The organism is Acidovorax sp. (genome assembly GCF_047607405.1).
Classification (GTDB): Bacteria; Pseudomonadota; Gammaproteobacteria; order Burkholderiales; family Burkholderiaceae_C; genus Acidovorax.
Window position 1 is genome coordinate 1 of sequence record NZ_JASGDA010000058.1, and the last position, 20501, is coordinate 20501.

Sequence of the window (20501 nt, forward strand, 5' to 3'; positions counted from 1 at the left end):
CAGCGCGTCGCGGCTCTGGGCCAGCGCCTGGGACGCCAGGCCGCCGGAGCTGGATTCGCCGCCGCCCGCCACACCGCCGCCCGCTGTGCGGCGCACGCGCGAGCGCAGGTCCGCCTGCGGGGTGATGCCCTGCTCCACGTAGAACACGTTGACGGCCTGGTACTGCTTCTGCAGCAGCTTGGCGAGCTCGCGCTGCAAGGGCTCCACCACGGTCTGCAGGTCGGCGCGGGGCAGGCCAGCCTCGACCCACTGATCCACCAGCCGCAGGCAGACGGCGTCGGGCCGCAGGATGTCGTTGCCGCCGAGTTCCTGGCCTTCGAGCGACTGCGTGCGCTGGCGCAGCGTGTCGAACTGCGGCCCCACCTGTTCACTGAGGGTGAGCGCCATGCGCGAGGCGAGGATCTTGTTCTCGACCACGTCATCGCTCAGCAGCTCGAATTGCAGGCCGGTGCCGCCTGCCGCCAGGGTGGCACCACCGCTGCCGCCCCCACTGCCGCTGGCGTGCGGGGCCAGGGCATCGCGCCAGGCCTTGCCGGTGCGGTCGGTCCAGATGGCGTGGCGCTGCTGGTAGAGCATCCAGGCGTCGCGGTGGGCCTGCATGTCCCGCGCCGTGCCCGTCTGGGACATCAGCGTGGTGAGGAAGTCCATGACCGCCTTGTCCAGCTCGGGCAGCCCCGCGCAAAGACCTTCTACGAAGCGCTGGCGCGCCTGGCGGGCCAGGCGTCGCTGCGGAAGAAGGGCGGACGGCGTGGACTGCATGTAGGGCTGATCTTAGCGGGCCGGGGGCTTTTCAGACAGTGGCTCCCGCATTCGGGTCGTTCGGGTCTTCTTCCTTGCGGGCAGTCTTGATGAGGTCTTCGCGCTTGACGCCCAGCCACATGGCGATGGCCGCCGCCACGAACACCGACGAATAGATGCCGAACAGGATGCCGATGGTCAGCGCCAGCGCGAAGTAGTGCAGGCTGGGGCCGCCGAAGAAGAACATGGACAGCACCATCGCCTCCGTGGACGCGTGGGTGATGATGGTGCGGCTGATGGTGCTGGTGATGGCGTGGTCGATCACCTCGTGCGTGCTCATCTTGCGGTACTTGCGGAAGGCTTCGCGAATCCGGTCGAAGATCACCACCGACTCGTTCACCGAATAGCCCAGCACCGCCAGCACGCCCGCCAGCACCGACAGCGAAAACTCCCACTGGAAGAACGCGAAGAAGCCCAGGATGATGACCACGTCGTGCAGGTTGGCGATGATGGCCGCCACGCCGAACTTCCATTCAAAGCGGAAGGCCAGATAGATCACGATGCCCACGACCACCATGGCCAGCGCCATCAGGCCGCCATGCACCAGCTCCTCGCCCACCTGCGGGCCCACGAACTCGGTGCGGCGCAGCGTGACCTCGGGGTCGGCGGCCTTGAGCGCCGTGAGCACCTGCTCGCTCTGCTGGGCGGACGTGACGCCCTTTTGCACCGGCAGGCGGATCATCACGTCGCGCGCGGTGCCGAAGTTCTGCACCTGCACGTCCGAATAGCCCAGGCCCGAGACCGTCTCGCGCACCTTGGCAAGCTCTGCGGGCTGGCTGTAGGCCACTTCCATGACCGTGCCGCCCGTGAACTCCACCGACAGGTGCAGCCCGCGCGTGAGCAAGAAGAACACGGCCAGCGCGAAGGTGATGAAGGAGATCGCGTTGAAGACCAACGCGTGCTTCATGAAGGGGATGTCTTTTCTGATGCGGAAGAACTCCATGGTCGTCTTCCTCCTTTAGTTCGTCTTCGCCACGGCGGCGGTATCCGGCCCGGGTTTCCACACCTGGCCGATGGACACGCTCTTGAGCTTCTTCTGGCGGCCGTACCACAGGTTCACCAGCCCGCGCGAGAAGAACACGGCCGAGAACATGCTGGTCAGGATGCCGATGCAGTGGACCACCGCGAAGCCGCGCACCGGGCCCGAGCCGAAGGCCAGCAGCGCCAGGCCCGCGATCAGCGTGGTGACGTTGGAGTCCAGGATGGTCGCCCACGCCCGCTCGTAGCCCGCCGCAATGGCCGCCTGCGGCGACACGCCCGCGCGCAGTTCCTCGCGGATGCGCTCGTTGATGAGCACGTTGGAGTCGATGGCAACGCCCAAAGCCAGCGCCATGGCCGCGATGCCGGGCAGCGTCAGCGTGGCTTGCAGCATGGACAGAATCGCCAGCAGCAGCAGCACGTTCACCGCCAGCGCGATGGTGGAGAACACGCCGAACAGCGCGTAGTAAATGCACATGAAGACCGCGATGGCCACCATGCCCCACACCACGCTGTGGATGCCGCGCTCGATGTTGTCGGCGCCCAGGCTGGGGCCGATGGTGTATTCCTCGATGATCTCCATGGGCGCGGCCAGGCTGCCTGCGCGCAGCAGCAGCGCGGTGTCGTTGGCTTCCGCCGTCGTCATGCGGCCCGATATCTGCACGCGGCCACCGCCGATTTCCGAGCGGATCACGGGCGCCGTCACCACCTCGCCCTTGCCCTTTTCGAACAGCACGATGGCCATGCGCTTGCCGATGTTCTCGCGCGTGATGTCCTTGAAGATGCGCGAGCCCTTGGCGTCCAGCACCAGGTTCACCGTCGGCTCCTGCGTCTGGCCGTCGAAGCCGGGCTGGGCGTCCGTCAGGTTCTCGCCGGTCAGCACGACCTGCTTCTTCACGATCACGGCATTGCCGTTGCGGTCCAGGTATTTCTCTGCGCCGAACGGCACGGGGCCCCGGCCTGTTTCTGCCGAGCGCGCCTCGGTGCCTTCGTCCACCATGCGCACCTCCAACGTGGCGGTGCGGCCCAGGATGTCCTTGGCCTTGGCCGTGTCCTGCACGCCGGGCAGCTGCACGACGATGCGGTCCAGCCCCTGCTGCTGGATCACGGGCTCGGCCACGCCCAGCTCGTTGATGCGGTTGTGCAGCGTGACCATGTTTTGCTTGAGCGCCTGCTCCTGCACCTTGCGCGTGGCCTCGGGCTTGATGGTGGCGCGCAGCTTGAATTCGCCGTTGCCCTCGGGCGTGCTGGCCGCCTGCAGGTCGGGGAACTGGTCGGCGATGAGGTTGCGCGCCGCCGTCAGCGTGGCCTCGTCGCGCACCTTGACCTCGATGGCCTGGCCGTCGCGGCTGATGCCGCCGTGGCGGATGTTCTTGTCGCGCAGCTGGGTGCGGATGTCGCCCGTGTACGACTCGGCCTTCTTGGTCAGCGCCGCCTGCATGTCCACCTGCAGCATGAAGTGAACGCCGCCGCGCAGGTCCAGCCCCAGGTACATGGGGTTGGCGTGCAGGGCCTTGAGCCACAGCGGCGAGCGCGAGACGAGGTTCAGCGCCACGATGTACGACGGGTCGCTGGCGTCGGGCACCAGGGCCTTCTGCAGCGCGTCCTTGGCCTTGAGCTGGTTGTCGGGCGTGTCGAAGCGCGCGCGCACCGAGTTGCCTTCCAGCGCCACGAAGTCGGGCGTCACGCCTGCGGCCTTGAGCGCTTCTTCCACGCGCTGCTGCACCGCCGTGTCCACCTTCACGGTGGCCTTGGCCGACGAGACCTGCACCGCAGGCGCCTCGCCAAAGAAATTGGGCAGGGTGTACAAGGCCCCCACCAGCAGCACGATCACCAGGATCGCGTACTTCCAGACCGGATAACGGTTCATGATGCTCGCGCTCTTAACTCAGTTTGCCAGGCGCTGTGCGCCGATCCCCCATGCCAGCGGACGCCGTGGAGCTGGCTTTGCCAGGCCACTGGCGTCGTCCCCCTGCCCGCGCGCAGCGCGAGAGAAGGGGGAAGCGGCGCAGCCGCTCAGGGGGTTGTTCCTCACTTCACCGTGCCTTTGGGCAAGACTTGTACGACGGCGCTGCGCTGGATCTGCACTTCCACGCCGCTGGCGATCTCGATGTGCAGAAAGCCTTCGGACAGGCGCGTGACCTTGCCGATGATGCCGCCCGCCGTCGCCACCTCGTCGCCCTTGGCGATGGCCTCGATCATGGCGCGGTGCTCCTTCTGGCGCTTCATCTGGGGGCGGATCATCACGAAGTACAGCACCACGAACATCAGCACCAAGGGGAGCATGCTGGTCAGCGAGGACATCATGTCGCCGCCGCTGGCGGCTGCTGCGGGGGCGGTCTGGGCAATGGCAGAAGAAATAAACACGGACAGGGACTCCAAAATAGACAAAACCGCCAACGTGGGCGGAACGGGGCATTGTATGCGGCGCCCCCGCCGCGCCCCAAGGGTCAAGACCCAAGCGGGCGGCGGGGGTTTGGGCCCGCAAAAATATTGGTCAAAATGACCTCCAGCGCTTATCAGTCAAGCGCCAGCAGCTCACTTATCAATAGCGAAACAGGTCAGGCCGCTTGCCGCTGCGGCTAGGGGCCTGCGCGCCACTGGGCCATCAGGCGCTCCCACTTGGGGCGGGCAGCCTTCAGGTGCCGCTCCTTCACGTGGCCGTAGCCGCGGATTTCCTCGGGGATGCGGGCGATCTCCACCGCCAGCGCCAGGTTGTCGGCGTTCAGGCCCGCCAGCAGCTCGTCGATGCAGGCGCGGTATTCCACGATCAGCGCGCGCTCCATGCGGCGCTCCTCGGTCTTGCCGAACACGTCCAGCGCCGTGCCGCGCAGCCCTTTCATCCTGGCGAGCAGGCCGAAGGCGCTGCGCATCCAGGGGCCGAAGGGCTGCTTGACGAGTTCGCCCTTGTCGTTCTTCTTGGCCGTCAGGGGCGGGGCCAGGTGGTGGACCAGCTTGTAGTCGCCCTCGAACATATTGGCGATCTTGTCCGAGAACGCCTTGTCGGTGTGCAGGCGGGCCACCTCGTACTCGTCCTTGTAGGCCATCAGCTTGAACAGGTAGCGCGCCACGGCCTCGGCAAAGCGGGTGCTGGCGCCCAGTTTTGCCTCGGCCGCCTGCACCTTGTCCACGAAAGCCTTGTACGTGTTCGCGTAGGCGGCGTTCTGGTAGCCGGTGAGAAAGTCCACGCGCTGGGCCACGATCTCGGCCAGGCCGGGCTTCTTGACGAACTCGATCACCTGCGCGGCCTTGAACAGCGCCTGCACCGATGCCAGGTCGTGCGCGCAGCGGCGGCCCCATTCAAACGCTGCCTTGTTGCTCTCCACCTGCACGGCGTTCAGCTCCATGGCGCGCATCAGCGATGCGTGCGTGAGCGGCACGCGGCCCTTTTGCCATGCGTAGCCCAGCATCAGCGGGTTGGTGTAGATGCTGTCGCCCATGAGCTGCGTGGCGACCTGCTCGGCGTCGAAGCTGCCCACATTGGCCGCGCCCACCGCCGTGGCAATGGCGCTGTCGCAATTCGCGCCGGGGAACTGCCAGTCCGGGTTGGACACGAAGGCGGCGGTGGGTGTGCCGTGGGTGTTGAGCGCCACGAAGGTGCGGCCCGGCTGCATGACGGCCAGCGTGTACTTGTGCGCGGCCACGATGGCGTCGCAGCCGATCACCAGGTCGGCCTTGGCCGTGTCCACCTTGGTGGTGTAGATGGCGTCGGGGCGGTTGGCGATCTGGACGTGGCTCCAGGTCGCGCCGCCCTTTTGCGCCAGGCCGCCCGCGTCCTGTGTGACGACGCCCTTGCCGTCCAGGTGCGCGGCCATGCCCAGCAGCGAGCCGATGGTGATGACGCCCGTGCCGCCCACGCCGCCGACCACGATGCCCCAGGCGCTCTCGGCCACGGGCAGCACGGGTTCGGGGATCGGGGGCAGTGCCGACAGGTCGCCCTTCTTCTCTTTCTTGGGCTTTTTGAGCTTGCCGCCCTCGACGGTCACGAAGCTCGGGCAGAAGCCGTTGACGCAGGAATAGTCCTTGTTGCAGGTGTTCTGGTTGATGCGGCGCTTGCGGCCAAAGTCCGTCTCCACGGGCTCCACGCTCAGGCAGTTGGATTGGGTGGAGCAGTCGCCGCAGCCCTCGCACACCAGTTCGTTGATGACCACGGTCTTGTCGGGCGTGGCCAGCGTGCCGCGCTTGCGGCGGCGGCGCTTTTCGGTGGCGCAGGTCTGGTCGTAGATGATGACCGTGCAGCCCTTGATCTGGCGGAACTCGCGCTGGATGCGGTCCAGCTCGTCGCGGTGGTGCACCGTCACGCCCTCGGCCAGCGCCACGCCGTCGTACTTGGCCGGCTCGTCGGTCACGATGACCAGCTTGGCGACGCCCTCGGACTTCAGGCTGTTCATGATCTGCAGCACCGAATGCCCCTCGGGCCGCTCGCCCACCTGCTGGCCGCCGGTCATCGCCACGGCGTCGTTGTAGAGCACCTTGTAGGTGATGTTCGCGCCCGCCGCGATGCTCTGGCGGATGGCCAGGATGCCGCTGTGAAAGTACGTGCCGTCGCCCAGGTTGGCAAAGATGTGCGGCTCGGTGGTGAAGGGCGACTGGCCGACCCAGGTCACGCCCTCGCCGCCCATCTGCGTGAAGGTGCTGGTGGAGCGGTCCATCCACACCGTCATGTAGTGGCAGCCGATGCCCGCCACGGCGCGTGAGCCCTCGGGCACGCGGGTGCTGGTGTTGTGCGGGCAGCCGCTGCAGAACCACGGGGCGCGCTCGCCCGTGTCTGCCTGCAATGCGGCCATGCCGCGCTCCGCCGCGTCGATGACGGCCAGGCGCGCATCCATGCGCGTGATGACGTGCTCCGGCACGCCCAGCTTCTTCAGCCGCTTGGCGATGGCCTTGGCGATGATGGCGGGCGTCAGGTCGGCCTTGGCGCGCAGCAGCCAGTTCTGGCTGGGGTTGGGCATGCTCCACTCGCCGCCGGTCAGGTCGCCCTCGGGTTCGTCGAACTTGCCCAGCACGTGCGGGCGCACGTCGGCGCGCCAGTTGTACAGCTCCTCCTTGAGCTGGTATTCGATGACCTGGCGCTTTTCCTCCACCACCAGGATCTCTTGCAGCCCCTGCGCGAAGTCGCGCGTGATGGTGGCCTCCAGCGGCCACACCACGTTGACCTTGTGGACGCGGATGCCGAGGCTGCGGCAGGTATCGTCGTCCAGCCCCAGGTCGATGAGCGCCTGGCGCATGTCGTTGTACGCCTTGCCGCTGGCGATGATGCCGAAGCGGTCGTTCGGCCCCTGCACCACGTTGTAGTTGAGCCTGTTGGCGCGCACGTAGGCCAGGGCGGCGTACCACTTGTAGTCCATCAGCCGCGCCTCTTGCTCCAGCGGCGCGTCGGGCCAGCGGATGTGCAGGCCGCCGGGCGGCATCACGAAGTCCTCCGGCAGCACGATCTTCACGCGGTCGGGGTCCACGCTGATGCTGCTGCTCGACTCCACCACTTCCTGGATCGTCTTCATGCCCGACCACACGCCCGCGAAGCGGCTCATGGCGAAGGCGTGCAGCCCCATGTCCAGGATCTCCTGCACGCTGCTCGGGAAGAACACCGGCGTGCCGCAGGCTTTGAAGATGTGGTCGCTCTGGTGCGCTGCCGTGCTGCTCTTGCTGATGTGGTCATCGCCCGCGATGGCGATCACGCCGCCGTGTTTTGCGGTGCCCGCCATGTTGGCGTGCTTGAACACGTCCGAGCAGCGGTCCACGCCCGGCCCCTTGCCGTACCAGATGCCGAACACGCCGTCGAACTTCTTCGTCTCGGGGTACAGGTCGAGCTGCTGCGTGCCCCAGACGGCGGTGGCGCCCAGCTCCTCGTTCACGCCGGGCTGAAAGACGATGTGGTGGGCCGCCAGGTGCTTCTTGGCCGCCCACAGCGCCTGGTCGTACGTGCCCAGCGGCGAGCCCCGGTAGCCGCTGATGAAGCCCGCCGTGTTCAGCCCCGCCGCCGCATCGCGCTGGCGTTGCAGCATGGGCAGGCGCACCAGGGCCTGCACGCCGCTCATGAAGGCGCGGCCCTCGCCCAGGGTGTATTTGTCGTCGAGCGATACGGTCTCTATCGCGCGGCGGATGTGCTCAGGAAGGGGCGCGTTCATGGCTATGTCTCCATTGGCTTCGTGGGGGCGCGGGACGCGCCTAGAGAGGGCGCTCCAACGTGGAGACAAGTGTATGTCTCCACCCCGGATATGTCTTTGCGTTCTGTGCCGTGTTTGGGCTATTCTGAGAAAGAATCTTTCTTCATGGATGCCTGTTTTGAACACTCTCGACAAATTCGACATCGCCATCCTGAACGAGCTGCAAACCGACGCGCGCCTGACCAACGCCGAGCTGGCCCAGCGCGTGGGCCTGTCCGCCGCGCCCTGCTGGCGCCGCGTGCGCGCGCTGGAGGAGCAGGGCTTCATCAAGGGCTACCGCGCCGAGATCGACCGCCGCAAGATCGGCCTGGGCGTGCTGGCCTTCGTGCGGCTGGACGCCGACCGCAGCACCGGCGACCTCACGCGCGCGATGGAAGACGCCATCCGCCAGATCCCCGAGGTCGTCTCCTGCCACTACATCAGCGGCACCGGCACCTTCGAGCTGCAGGTGGTGGCGCGCGACCTGGACAGCTTCTCGCAGTTCGCCCGCGACGTGCTGCTGAACCTGCCCAACGTGAAGGACATGCACACCAGCTTCTCGCTGGGAGAGGTCAAGGCCAGCAGCGCGCTGCCGCTGGGTCATTTGCCTTAGTGGAAATCGCGTCTTTGCCCGGCTCCCACATTGGCATGCCTGTCACTGCGCCGCGATGGCATCAGCCTGCATCGGGCGCCAAGTAGCCAACACCAATCCGGAAAGTGCCAGAGTCAGCGCCACAAGATGCATTCCTGAAAGGTTTTCTCCAAGAAAAATAACGCCTGTTAACACGGCGCCTACAGGCATTAAAACCGTAAAAATGCCGCTTTGTGTGGCTGGAACGTTCCGCAGCCCCGTCATCCACAGCCAAACGCAAATAACACTGGCCGTCAACGCATAAAATGCCAATAGCAGCCCCAGCCATGGGGTGATGCATCCGAAATCGAAATCATAGGCCTGATACAAGCCTGGCAGCATGAATAGCGCCAAGCCGCATGCATTAATAAGAGCCGCAACCCGTCTTGGCGAGATACTATCACTCAGTTTCTTGCCAATAATCACATATGCCGCCTCGCAAAACACTGACGTCAATATCAATAGATTGCCCAGCCAGGGTTTGGAACCACTTGCGCCAGCATCTTCTCTCGTTGCACTGGCCAGCAAGACAAGTCCACCAACGCCAAGTGCGATGCTGGTGAGCATTTTGGGTGCTATTTTTTCGCGAAGAAAAACAACACCCAAAATAGCGATAGATGCCGGAATACAGGCAAGTATAATGCCCGCTGATAATGCCGTCGTCATCTGCAGGCCATAAATCATGCAGATTGTGAAGATGAAATTTCCAAAAAAAGATTGCAAAAATAATAGCCGCCATGTACGACTGGAAAGTGGCTGTGCATCATGGGTGGGTAAAAGCCAGTGCGGCACGGTGAGCGCGGCCATCGAAAAGCGCAGCAAGGCCAGCAGAAATACGGGCATTGCAGCGCCCAGCGGCTTGCATAAGGCCACGTAGACGCCGGTCAACAGCATTGCCAATGCCAGGCAGATGTAGCTGCCCAGCGGGGTTTGGCCTGAAAACTGCAAGGTGGGATTTTTCATGAAGCCAGAGATAGAATACTCAGAGAGTACGCCAATCCGCCGTGCGGATGGGCGTTCCCAAGAAATCTCTAACCACGCTAATATCTGTTTTCCAATGATTGCTTGGGACAACCACCTTGCCCGATCCGCCCGGGATGTCAATGACATGCTGCGGGAATGCTAGGCCAGAAAGTTCATTCCTCAATTGCGTCATGATTTCAATCTCGTCCTCCAGTGTCATGACAAATCTCTTGGTAGAAGTTACTTCTTGTCCATGGTAGATGTAGTATGGACGAACGCCAAGCTCGAACAATTTGGAGAATAGACTTTTCAAGATGGCTTTGTCATCGTTAACACCTTTGAGGAAAACGCTCTGAGATAGCAGTACATAGCCCATCTCGCGGAATTTCTTGATAAGGATAATGATTTCTGGCTGTAACTCATCAGGGTGGTCGATGTGCAGGCTCAAATACACGGTCTCTTTCGATTTGGCAAGCCTTTCCATCAGTTCTAGTTTGACTTTCCCTGGGTTTTGAACTGGAAATCTGGTATGAATCCTAAGCACCTTGACATGTTCGACGGTTTGCAGCCGTGTGAAGAGGTGCTCTAGTCCTTTGGGGTTCGAGAGTGGATCGCCGCCACTGGCAATGATCTCGTATAGTGAGCTGTCGCTGCGAATGTAATCCACAATCTTATCAATATGATCGGCCTTTAAGTGACCTTCCGCATCCAGTCCAACCCCAACCCGGTCTTGCCTTTCGCAATAGCGACAATTGGCTGCGCATGTGTAGGAGAGAAGGACGAGCAATTGCCCTTCATACTTTTTCACTGTTCCCCAGATCGGGGTGGATTTTTTCTCATTGAGAATGTCAACGCTTAAATCTGCCCCGATCTTTTCCCGGTTGTGATCTAGAACATACATTTCCCTGATTGCGGGACTCTTTTGTGCCAGATTTTTCAAATAAGGGGTTATTTTCTCGGAAAACCGCGTTTCGTGCGAGGTGTTGTTCACAGATGCTGTCATGATGCTCGGCTCCATCAGTTGAGTAGATTTCGAGATGGCGTACCTGCCAATATCAGATTCGCCATGCGGGCGGACTTTTCACGCATTTCTTGAAAGGCTTCCTCGGAGTAGAAGGCGGAATGGGCCGTAAGGATAATGTTGCTTGCGACCTTGAGGTTGTCGCTCACGAACGGCTCTCCTTCGATCACATCCAGTCCTGCCATAGCGATCGTTCCCGCCTCCAAGGCATGTGTGAGAGAGGTTTTGTCAATAATTGACCCGCGCGCCGTATTGACTATAAGCGCTCCCTTTTTTATACGCTCAAACTCTTTTGGCCCAATTAAATGATGGGATGTTTCTGTCAGCGATGCATGTATAGAGATGTAATCCACAGACTCCAGCAGCTCAATGAGTGTATCTGCGCGGCGCACACCGAAGGTTTTTTCAATCCCGCTTTGGACATAGGGATCATAAAATACAACATCTATGCCGAAAGCTTGAGCCCTTTTGGCTACGGCTCCGCCAATTCGACCGAAGCCAATGATTCCCATCTTGCGCCCCCTGATACGATGTGCGGGTTTTATTTTGGACCAGTCCCAGGCATCGTTTTTAGAAATTTTATCCATGTATGCAATTTTTCTTATCATGGATAGAAGGAGGGCCATGCTATGGTCGGCTACCTCCTCCGTTCCATAGTCTGGGATGTTGTAGACGGGAATGCCAAACTCTCTGGCTGTCTTTAATTCTATGTTGTCATAGCCGACGGCAACTTTCACGATGGCTTTGCATCGGGAGAGGCGGCTCAATATTTTTTCATTTACGGCAATTGAAGGCACACAGGCCCACACTAGCATTACATCTATTGCCTCTAACGGTAGTGATGCAAAATCTTCGGAACTCTTGATATGAAAGAGCTGTATTTCTCCATCCTTGATAATTGATTGTTCTACGGTTGGCGCGGAGAAGTGCCTTTCATAAATTGAATCAATGATGCAGATATTTTTCTTGAAGGACATGGCAACTTGGGGAGGGACAAAGAAAGGGCATTGAAAGAATTTGAAGAGATGGAGCGTGGTGCCAACCCTTGAAATTACTGTTGCCATTGGAAGATGGCTTGATGCCAGTGTCTTGTACGAAGTTGCTCTTTCAAGAATTTCTTGCCCGATGCCCAGACGTGGGTGGGCAGCGCAACGTCACACGTCCTGATGTACTCTGGCGGGCATACGGCTTTGAGAGGAGAAAAAATGTTTCAAAAACCAATGGAGAAGTTCAAGGCGCACGCTTGCACATTGCCTGGCGTCATGGCGGTTGAAGCGACCTCCAACCGATCCCTGAGCCGCCACACGCACGACCAGTTCGGCATTGGACTGGTGTTGCACGGCGCGCAAGACTCAACCAGCGGACGAGGACAGATGCGCGCCGTGAAAGGGGACCTGATCACGGTCAACGTGAACAAACCTCACGACGGTCGGGCCATCGACGACCAGCCGCGCTCATGGTGCATGCTGTATTTCGAGCCGGAGTTGGTGGCTGCTGTGGCCAAAGACATGGGGCACAGCGCCGGTAGCGAGTGGCATCATCCCGTGCTGAAGCACGCTCAGGCTGTCCGTGCTTTTACTCGCTTGTACACCGTACTCACCGATGTCCATGCAGTGGCTGGCCGGGATGTAGCGGAACAGGAGCTTTTTGAGATCCTTGCACCGCTGCTTGGCAATGAGCAGCGCGTGTCCGTCGGGCCTGTACATCCTCTGTCGAAGGAAATCATGCAGGCGAAGGCGCGCATTGATGCGCAACCGCAGGAGCCGGTTTCTTTGGCGGAACTGGCGGCGGATGCGGGTTGGAGCCGATTTCACTTTCTGCGCTCCTTCAAGGCTGCAACGCAATTGCCGCCCCATGCCTACCAGCTTCAGCGCCAAATGCAGTTGGCGCGCAGGCTGATCCTGGCGGGGTATTCAGTCGCGCACGCAGCGGTGATGGCAGGGTTTGTCGATCAAAGCCATTTGACGCGCCGGTTTGTTGCTTGTTACGGGTTCACACCCGGCGCAATCGCCAATCTCCGGAAGTCGACATCTTGACGTCGTGAGGGGCATAGAGGAAGAGGCTGACCAGCTTTGCAGTTGGGCGAGGTCAAGGCCAGCAGCGCGCTGCCGCTGGCGCATTTGCCTGCACAGCGCCGGTAGGTTTGCTTCATTTTTAATAGCTGCTTGCGCTTGCCAGACAAGCGCTACAGCCGTATTTCATCTCAAGTCATCGGGTCGAAAGCTGCGCTGCAGAATGCCCAGCAACATGGCGCGCAGCAGCGCTGGCAATGCGGTTTCGGGCAGCGCCGGGCTGATCGCGCTGGCCATCTCGGCCCCGTGCGCGGCCACCGTGCCGGTCACCTCGGCGCGCCAGCGGGTGGCGAGGCTGGCGGCGTCTTGCGAGGGCACGCGGGCCTGGTGAGCGATGGCGAGGTAGTGCGTGCAGGCGGCCTCGGCCATGTGGCGCAGGGCGTCGCCGGCCTCGTCTTTTTTCTGGAACGAGCGCACCACCCAGGCCGTGGTGCCGCCCAGCAGCGCGCCCAGGGCCGTGCCCGCGCCCAGCGTCATGCCGCCGGTGCCGATGTCGATGAGCGCGCCCACCTTGGCGCCCGCGCCCGCCCCGGCCAGGGCACCGACGGATGCGCCCACGGCCAGGGCGGTTTCGTCCGTGCGGGGGGCGGGCAGCAGGGGTGAAGAAGCGACCGGCGGGGCGGCGACCGTGCCGTGCAGGGCGCGCAAGGTGTCGTCCAGCGCCTGCACTTGCTGGGCGTAGCGGGCGGCGCGGTCTGCGCCCGGGGGCAAGGCGGCGCAGGCGCGCAGGTGCTGGGCCAGGGCTTGCAGGGACTGGGCAAAGCGCTGCTCGTTGCGCTCCACCCAGGCGGCGCGCAGGCGGGCCAGCGCGGGGCGGTGCTGGGGCAATGTGGCGTCCAGGCGGTCGAACAGCGCGGGCTCCAGCACCCAGCTGGCGCCAAAGTCCTGCCAGCGCAGTGCGATCAGCGGCGCGCTGGCCCAGGCGGGCGGGGGCGGGTCGTTGACCCAGGCCAGCACGGCGTCCACAGGCTCGTGAAGGCTGGCAAAGCGCAAACGGTCGCCCTGCACGGTCTGCACGCCCTCGAAGACATGCGCCTGCGGGCCGTGCAGGCCGATCACCAGGTCGCCCGGCAGGCTGGCGCGCAGCGTGTCGAAGGCGGCATCCTGCAGGTCGATGCGGCCCTGCCACCGCGCCTCGCGCCAGCGCGCCCAGGCGGCCAGCGCCAGGCGCGGCAGCACCACGGCGAGCAGCAGCAGGCCCACGTACATCCACACCCAGCGGTCGCCAGCGGCACCCTGGCCTGCAAAGTTCTGCGTGGCCGCGATCTCTTGCAACGTGAAGGGCGCGAGGCCGAACAGTGTGGTCAGCGGCCAGAACAGCGCCGAGACGATGGCGTGTACCTGCCCGGCGTCAAGGAAGGTGCTCTCCCACCCAAACTGGTAGCGCACCACCAGCCCGCGCAGCAGCAGCGACAGCGCAATGCCCGCGCCCCAGGCGGCAGCGCACAGGTGCAGCACGCGGGCGGCGCGCTGCTGGAGCAGGCCGGATGCGTGCGCGAACCAGCGCGTGCAGAAGTCCGCCGCGATGCGCGCCGCCAGCCCGCGCTTTCCGCCGCCGGGCAGGCTGGCGCGGCGCAGCAGCCCGGGCAGCCACGCGGGCGGCTGGGGCGGGTGCCACGCCTGCCAGGCGATCAGCGCATAGACGGCCAGGTTCCACGCCAGCACGGCCAGCAGCGGCGGCGACAGCAAGTCCACGCGGTGCGCGTTGGCGATGCGGTCGATGGCCAGGCCCAGCAGCAGCGCCGCCACGGGCAGGCCGCGCTCCAGCCAGCGCCAGCGCGCGGCGGGTTGGCGCAGGGCGGCGACGGCGCTGTCCCGGTCAGAGGCGTGTTGGGCAATCGCCTGGGCGCGGTCCAGCACCACGTCGCCCGCGCCCAGGTGCCGCACGCCGCGACCCCGGGCGGCGGCCACGGCGTGGCGGGTGGCGTCGTCCCGCTCGGCCTGGCTGACCAGGGTGCGCCCGGCGTCCGCGTGCTCGACGGCCTGGGCGAGCAGCACGGTGCGCAACTGGGGCGCGGTGAGGCGCATGGGCGATTGCTCCTGTTTCAATAGCTGCTTGTGCTTGCTGGATAAGCGATAGAGGCCGATTTGACCATTATTTCTAATGACGCAAGAAGCCATACTGATACACCAGCGGCCGCAGCTTCTGGCTCAGTGCGTCGTAGGCCGTGGCGAACGGTTCAAAGTCCACGGCGTCGCCACTGGCCTTGAATGCCTGGCGAATTTGATACCAGCCGGCGTCTGGACGGTTGAGCTTGTATTCGTCACGAATCTTTTTCTCGAACTGCATGGCGTGGAATTGCCGCCAGAGCTTGCGGCCTTCGTCCATCACCTGCTTTGCTTGCGGCGAAAGCCTGAGCTTGGCGATGTAGCGCGCCATGAAATCGGACTCGAAGCGACCCGGCGCGCCGACTTCCCGCTCGGTGAACGGTATGAAGTGGTTGACCAGCGGCCATTTCTTTGCGTTCCATTCGAGGCCGTTGGCACCGGCGGAAAGGTTGGAACTGTTGAACAGCATCCAGACCAGGCAATCGGACTTGAATTCGTCGCTCAATGCCTCGTTCGGTTGTAGGAACTGGTCGCGGTCGTTGAGCCATGTGGGCCTGATGAGACGGCGCACGGAAAAGACGATGGCGGCTTGCCACAGGTTGTCTTGGGTGACAAAGAAAGCACCGGCATTCCCATAGCCCGATGACAGCAAAGCCGTGCCTTGCGCCGCGTGCTGCAAGTCGTTGCCGAAAACGATCATGCTGCCGACGGCACCATCGGCCCACTTGGCACCCCGCAAATCCTTCGTGCTGGTTGCAGGCGTGATGGCGTTCTTCAGCGGAAGGGCATCCTGCTGGTTCGAGCGCGGGCGGACGATCCATTCAGACAGCGGCGCTTGCCCTTCTTCGCGGAAGAAGGTCTTTTCACCCAGCGCATAGCCATCCTTGTCGAGCACCTTGGCCGTGATACTTTCCACGGGCGCGTGCTTGGCGGTGTCCCACACCAGAAAGCCAATGGGGAAATCGCCTTTGAGGCCGTCAAAGGCGCGGCTGTGGACGACAAAACCGCCCAGGTACTTGGCCGTCCACTGCTCTCTGAACGCGGCAAAGTTGGGCGCGTTGACGTATTTGAGCTTGCTGAACATGGCAATCGTCGCGCCGGGCATTTCCCGCTGGATGCGCACCAGAAACTGCACGAACAACTCGCGCGCCGCATAGCCCAGGCCTTCCATGCTCGCGCCCACGCGGGTGGCCGCGATGCCTTTCTTGCTCTCGGCGTTTTTGCCGCTGGATGCGGTGGTGTTGTCCACATTCATCGCCTCGCCATAAGGCGGATTCATCAGCACCAGAATCTTTTTTGCGCCTTTCTTCCTGGCCTTGGCATCCGCAATGGCTTGCTGCAATTCGGGCGGCATCTTGTGGGTGAGCGCGTAGTCGATCTGGCCGAAGTCGTTGATGTCGTCGTTCAAGTAGTCGTACTGGAACTTGGTCGCTGCCGCGCAGGTGTGGCTGGCTCTCATCACGTCGATGTCGGCCTTGTCCAGAGTGCTCATGAAGATGTTGCGATGGTTGGAATGCTTGACCTCCAGGTTGCCAACGCCGCAGCACATGTCCCATACGATGTACTTCTGCTGCCAGTTCTTGCCCAGCGTCTGCGCCAACAGGTCGTAAGCCTTGTCCACGATGTGCAGCGGCGTGTAGAAAGCCCCTTTGAAGCTGCGCTCATCGAGCGGCAGCAGGCTGTCGCGCCGCTCCAGCAGGTAGGCGCGGTATTCCGCGTCCGGCGGGCGGTGGTAGATGGCCCAGAAGCTACGGTAGCCCCTATCGCTGGAAAGTTCGTAGGTTTTCCCGCCCAGCAAAAACAAAGGTCTGTCGCCATCGTGCAGCAGGCGCGCGGGCAGGTTTGCAATGGCCGCCTTGTTGCCGTCGTGCATGACATCGGCAAAAAAGAGCAGCGCGTAGTCCACCTCACCCACGCCTTCGATCTCGCACCCAATCATCGCCACCCATTTGTCGAACACCTGCCGCAGGTTGTCCGGGGTGATCGGCGTTCGCACCAGTTTGCCCGCCTTGATCGCATTCTTAACCGCGTGGATGAACTCCTTGGCGTGGCTCTCCATCTTGTAAACCACGAAGTGGGTTTCGATGTAGGGCGCGACTTGCATTGCCGTGGCTGGTTTGACGGCGGATCCTGACTTGGGCCACTGGATGGATTTATCGGCCAGGATGGGCAGGGCCTTGGCTGTTTCCATAACGGCGGCTTTTTCGGTGTCGATAACAGCGAGGAACGGCGGAACATGTTCGCCCTTCTTGCGCGCATCGCGCACGTAGAACAGCAACTGCGCGAACATGATCACGGGTGGCGTGGGCACATGCTTGGCCTCAACCCAGATTTCCTCGGTGCGGATGTCCACCAGCCCTTTGCTGTATTTCTGAAGGCCCAGCGCCCGGATGTAGGCGTCTTTAACATCTTCTTCCGTTGTGGCGCGGGCCAGTTCTTCGGTCAGTTTCATCGTCTTTGCCTCGTCATTTGGGCCACAGCGCCCACAGCCGCAGGTTCTGCTTGAGCCGCCCGGCAATGTCGCCCGCCTCGGCCCCCCAGCCGGTGAAGAAATCGGCCCGCACCGCGCCCAGGATGGCGCTGCCCGTGTCCTGCGCCAGCACCAGCCGATTCAGTTGCACCTGCGGCCCGCTGGAGGCCAGCCACACGGGCGTGCCGTAGGGAATGCTCTGGCGATCCACGGCGATGGAGCGACCGGGCGTCAGCGGCACGCCCTGCGCGCCCCGGGGGCCGAACTCGGCGTCCAGGCCGGACAGGGGCTCCTCGCGGAAGAACACGTAGCGCGGGTTGCTCCACAGCAGTTCGTTGGTGCGCTGCGGGTTGGCGGCCAGCCAGGCGCGGATGCCGGGCCAGGTGGCGTCGCGCGTGGCGCCCTGGTCCAGCAGCCAGCGGCCCACGCTCTGGTAGGGGTGGTCGTTGGTGCCCGCGTAGGCCACGCGCACCATCGTCACGGAGCCGTCCGCCTCGTTGATGCGCAAACGGCCCGAGCCCTGGATGTGCAGCACCATGGCCTCGACCGGGTCGCGCAGCCACGCGATGGCGCGGCCTGCGAGCTGCGCCTGGGCCTCGGGCAGCGTGTCGATCTGCTGGCGCGTGTACCAGGGCCTGCGCGCGCCCAGGCCGGCGGGCGGGCGGTACAGCGGCACGGTGTAGCCGTTGCCGGGCTGGCGGGCGGCGTCCACCAGGGGCTCGTAGTAGGCGGTCAGCAGGCCGTCAGGGTTGCCGTCGGCGGCCTCGACGCGGTAGGGCTGCAGGCGGGCGACGAGCCAGGCGCGCTGCTCGTCGGGCGTGGCGATGCTCAGGCGCCGCACCTCGCCGCACAGCGCGGCGAAGGGCGGCGCGGGGCGTTCGCAGCTCTTGATCCAGGCATTCCAGGCTTCGTGCAGCGCGTCGTCGGCAAAGCCCGGCAGCTCGGCCCAGCGCACGGGCACCCAGCGGCTCTTGGGCTGCGACAGCGGCGGGGGCAGCGGGCCGGTGTCGCCAGGCACCGCCACGGCGCCGGGCAGGGGTGCCGACCGCGACGGGGCGGGGGGCGTGGAGCAGGCGGCCAGCGTTCCTACAATCAGCGCCGTCCACAAGAGGCGCAGGAGTGTCGATGTCATGGGGCTGATTTTGCTTGAAGCATTGCTGGCGCTGGTGCTGCTGGTCGCCATCGTCTGGTGGACCATGTTCTCGGGGCGCAAGGGGGGCGAGCTGAAGCCGCCGCCGGACGACCAAGAGCCGCCGCCGCATTAGCCCTTGTCCTACACGGGGCGGTCCGCTGCGCTGATGGCGCCCGCGCCGCGGCTTGACCACCATGGCTCCATCATTGATTGCTGATGAAGGAGCACACACATGCGCAAACAACACCTCACCCTTCTGGCCGCCAGCGCGGCCCTCGTGCTGGCCAGCGGCTGCGCCAATATGGACGACACCCAGCGCCGCACCGCCGCAGGCGCGGGCATCGGAGCGATCGCGGGCGCGGTCATCGGCTCGGCCACGGGCGGCAGCGCCGGGACGGGCGCCCTGGTGGGCGCGGGCGTGGGGGCCCTGGGCACCTACATCTGGTCGCAGAACATGGAGCGCCAGCGGCGCGACATGGAGCAAGCCACGCGGGGCACGGGTATCGCGGTGACGCAGACGGCGGACAACCAGCTCATGCTCAACATCCCCAGCGACATCTCGTTCGCCGTGGGCCGGGCGGACATCCAACCCAACTTCGCGCCGGTGCTGGACCGCTTCGCCGAGGGCCTGCGCAACAACCCGTATGCGGAGGTGCGCATCGTCGGCCACACCGACAGCACGGGCAGCGACGCGATCAACAACCCCCTGTCGGTGGAGCGCGCCGCCCGCACCCGCGACTACCTGGCCGCGCGCGGCGTGGACAGCCGCCGCATCGCCATCGACGGCGTGGGCTCGCGCTACCCCATCGCCAGCAACGACACGAACGACGGTCGCGCACGCAACCGGCGGGTAGAGATCTTCGTGGGCGAGCGCCCGAGGGGGTAATTGCTGGTACCTGGGGGGCGCTGGCCCAGGGGTTTCAGGTAAGGTCCTTGATCAGGGGCTGGGGCCATCCCTGCGCAGGGTGGTGAGCTGGCCCGTGGCGTCGTACTGGTGCCGTTGCTCGCCGCTGGCGTGCAGTTGGGCCTTGCGCACGATGCGGCCCAGGCTGTCGCGGCGGTAGCGGGTGATGGCTTCTTCGTCGCGCAGCTCGCTCAGGTGGCCCTGGCTGGCGTTGGGGGATTCGGGCAGGTTGTACAGGGTGCCGGGCACGTCGTGGCGCAACGCATGGGTTTGCACGTCGCCTGCGCCCGTGGAGTGGACGATGTGGGTGGGGCGGCCCAGCGCGTCGCGCTCTATGCGGGTGACTCGGCCCAGGGCGTCTTAGGTGGTGTGGGCGCTGCCTGCGTCGGGGGTGGTTTCGGTTTGGGCGTTGCCCAGGGCGTCTCGGGTGTAGCTGGCGGCTGTGACTACCGCGTCATCCCAATCGACCAGGCAGACGCCTTTTTCGACAACGGCGAACTTCGCCGCTTCTGCGATCTTCCCCAGGTTCGCCGCCTCGTCATCTGCGACACGCCCCAGGTCTCCCTTGCTCTGGGTGCTCCCGGCAGCACCGTTCGCTCGGTCGTGGCCGACCCTTCTGATCCCTCGGAGTCTGAGCCTGCACGTGTAGTCCCCATGCCCACGGAGCCATAGCCGCAGCCAGGTCAGATCAGCCAGGCTGAATTGACTACCGCACTGCGGCTGCGAAACCCTCAGTACACGGGGGCCGACCAATAAAAAACCGCCCTAGGGCGGTTTCTTTTGAAGCGTGTGGCTGCTACAGCATTTTGGTGAGCGCCAGGAACAAGCCTACGGCCGCAAAAATCGACCCCATGGCCCATTTAATGATCTCTGCCTGGGCCTTGGCGATCTCGGCTTTCATCTCGCCCTTGAGCTCGCCGACCTCTTTCCTGACGGCCTCAACATCTCCCCGCGTTGCTAACTGCTGTGAGTGCAGCGAATAGCGGCGGTCGATCTCTTTGTTGATCGAATCAACAACAGCGCGGGCATCGGCATCTTCAATGCCTGCCTTGCGAAAAGCGGTGTAAATCTCCAGTTCCATGATTCCAGTTTACTCCCGTGCGTTGAAAAGACCCATGCAAGCCGCCTTCACGGCCCGCGCCAGGCGCGAACATGCGCTTGAGTGTGTCTGCTGGGGCGACCACAGCCAGCACAGCATGGTGGTGATCAGGGCCCCAGCACCATCAGCCGAGAATGCAAGCGCAACGCGGGTGGCAACGGCTACACCTCCAAGTACGCTCAGCAGCGCAGCGACAGGCGCAGGCACTTTGCCAAGCCGCGCCCCAAGCTGCACCGCG

16 protein-coding genes and 1 pseudogene are annotated in these 20501 nt (G+C 63.7%); 4 read left to right on the plus strand and 13 right to left on the minus strand.

The window, feature by feature from the left end; all coding sequences use genetic code 11:
• From QM569_RS07025 to QM569_RS07045, 5 genes are all read right to left on the minus strand, one after another.
• Positions 1-759 (minus strand): DUF1631 family protein (locus QM569_RS07025; RefSeq protein WP_414986514.1); only part of this gene is annotated, 759 nt, incomplete at its 3' end.
• A gap of 31 nt (positions 760-790) precedes the next feature.
• On the minus strand, positions 791-1741 hold the full coding sequence (secF, locus tag QM569_RS07030) for a protein translocase subunit SecF (RefSeq protein WP_414986515.1): 951 nt from the start codon (positions 1739-1741) through the stop codon (positions 791-793).
• 15 nt (positions 1742-1756) lie between these two features.
• On the minus strand, positions 1757-3646 hold the full coding sequence (gene secD, locus QM569_RS07035; protein WP_414986516.1) for a protein translocase subunit SecD: 1890 nt from the start codon (positions 3644-3646) through the stop codon (positions 1757-1759).
• 161 nt (positions 3647-3807) lie between these two features.
• Entirely contained in the window at positions 3808-4143 is a 336-nt protein-coding gene (gene yajC, locus QM569_RS07040; protein WP_414986517.1) for a preprotein translocase subunit YajC, read from the minus strand.
• A gap of 215 nt (positions 4144-4358) precedes the next feature.
• Positions 4359-7904, minus strand: coding sequence for an indolepyruvate ferredoxin oxidoreductase family protein (locus QM569_RS07045; protein WP_414986518.1), 3546 nt, complete (start codon positions 7902-7904; stop codon positions 4359-4361).
• 157 nt (positions 7905-8061) lie between these two features.
• Between QM569_RS07045 and QM569_RS07050 the strand changes: the two genes are divergently transcribed.
• Positions 8062-8535, plus strand: coding sequence for an Lrp/AsnC family transcriptional regulator (locus QM569_RS07050; protein WP_414986519.1), 474 nt, complete (start codon positions 8062-8064; stop codon positions 8533-8535).
• 42 nt (positions 8536-8577) lie between these two features.
• Here the strand turns inward: QM569_RS07050 and QM569_RS07055 are convergent, their stop codons facing one another.
• Genes QM569_RS07055 through QM569_RS07065 form a run of 3 tightly spaced genes read right to left on the minus strand, consistent with a single transcriptional unit; the run spans position 8578 to position 11514 of the window.
• On the minus strand, positions 8578-9516 hold the full coding sequence (locus QM569_RS07055; RefSeq protein ID WP_414986520.1) for a DMT family transporter: 939 nt from the start codon (positions 9514-9516) through the stop codon (positions 8578-8580).
• A 19-nt stretch (positions 9517-9535) separates the two neighbouring features.
• Entirely contained in the window at positions 9536-10519 is a 984-nt protein-coding gene (locus QM569_RS07060) for a KamA family radical SAM protein (protein ID WP_414986521.1), read from the minus strand.
• A 14-nt stretch (positions 10520-10533) separates the two neighbouring features.
• Complete coding sequence (locus QM569_RS07065) at positions 10534-11514, minus strand: C-terminal binding protein (RefSeq protein ID WP_414986522.1); 981 nt, start codon at positions 11512-11514, stop codon at positions 10534-10536.
• 228 nt (positions 11515-11742) lie between these two features.
• On the opposite strand from QM569_RS07065, the gene QM569_RS07070 reads away from it, so the two are divergent.
• Entirely contained in the window at positions 11743-12573 is an 831-nt protein-coding gene (locus QM569_RS07070) for an AraC family transcriptional regulator (protein WP_414986523.1), read from the plus strand.
• Between the two features lie 162 nt (positions 12574-12735).
• Here the strand turns inward: QM569_RS07070 and QM569_RS07075 are convergent, their stop codons facing one another.
• The 3 genes from QM569_RS07075 to QM569_RS07085 form a co-directional block, all read right to left on the minus strand.
• Positions 12736-14637: a DUF3482 domain-containing protein gene (locus tag QM569_RS07075; RefSeq protein WP_414986524.1), complete on the minus strand. Its 1902-nt coding sequence runs from the start codon at positions 14635-14637 to the stop codon at positions 12736-12738.
• Positions 14638-14710: 73 nt separating this feature from the next.
• Entirely contained in the window at positions 14711-17110 is a 2400-nt protein-coding gene (locus tag QM569_RS07080) for a hypothetical protein (RefSeq protein ID WP_414986525.1), read from the minus strand.
• 13 nt (positions 17111-17123) lie between these two features.
• On the minus strand, positions 17124-18326 hold the full coding sequence (locus tag QM569_RS07085) for a murein transglycosylase A (protein ID WP_414986526.1): 1203 nt from the start codon (positions 18324-18326) through the stop codon (positions 17124-17126).
• Between the two features lie 166 nt (positions 18327-18492).
• Between QM569_RS07085 and QM569_RS07090 the strand changes: the two genes are divergently transcribed.
• Positions 18493-19146 (plus strand): OmpA family protein, encoded by a 654-nt coding sequence (locus tag QM569_RS07090; RefSeq protein ID WP_414986527.1) that lies wholly within the window; start codon positions 18493-18495, stop codon positions 19144-19146.
• A 51-nt stretch (positions 19147-19197) separates the two neighbouring features.
• Here the strand turns inward: QM569_RS07090 and QM569_RS07095 are convergent, their stop codons facing one another.
• Together QM569_RS07095 and QM569_RS07100 are read right to left on the minus strand one after the other, a co-directional pair.
• Entirely contained in the window at positions 19198-19440 is a 243-nt protein-coding gene (locus QM569_RS07095; RefSeq protein WP_414986528.1) for a hypothetical protein, read from the minus strand.
• A 520-nt stretch (positions 19441-19960) separates the two neighbouring features.
• On the minus strand, positions 19961-20245 hold the full coding sequence (locus QM569_RS07100; RefSeq protein ID WP_414986529.1) for a hypothetical protein: 285 nt from the start codon (positions 20243-20245) through the stop codon (positions 19961-19963).
• Between the two features lie 135 nt (positions 20246-20380).
• Here QM569_RS07100 and QM569_RS07105 point away from each other — a divergent pair.
• Positions 20381-20501: pseudogene (locus QM569_RS07105) on the plus strand (IS30 family transposase); the annotation flags it as partial.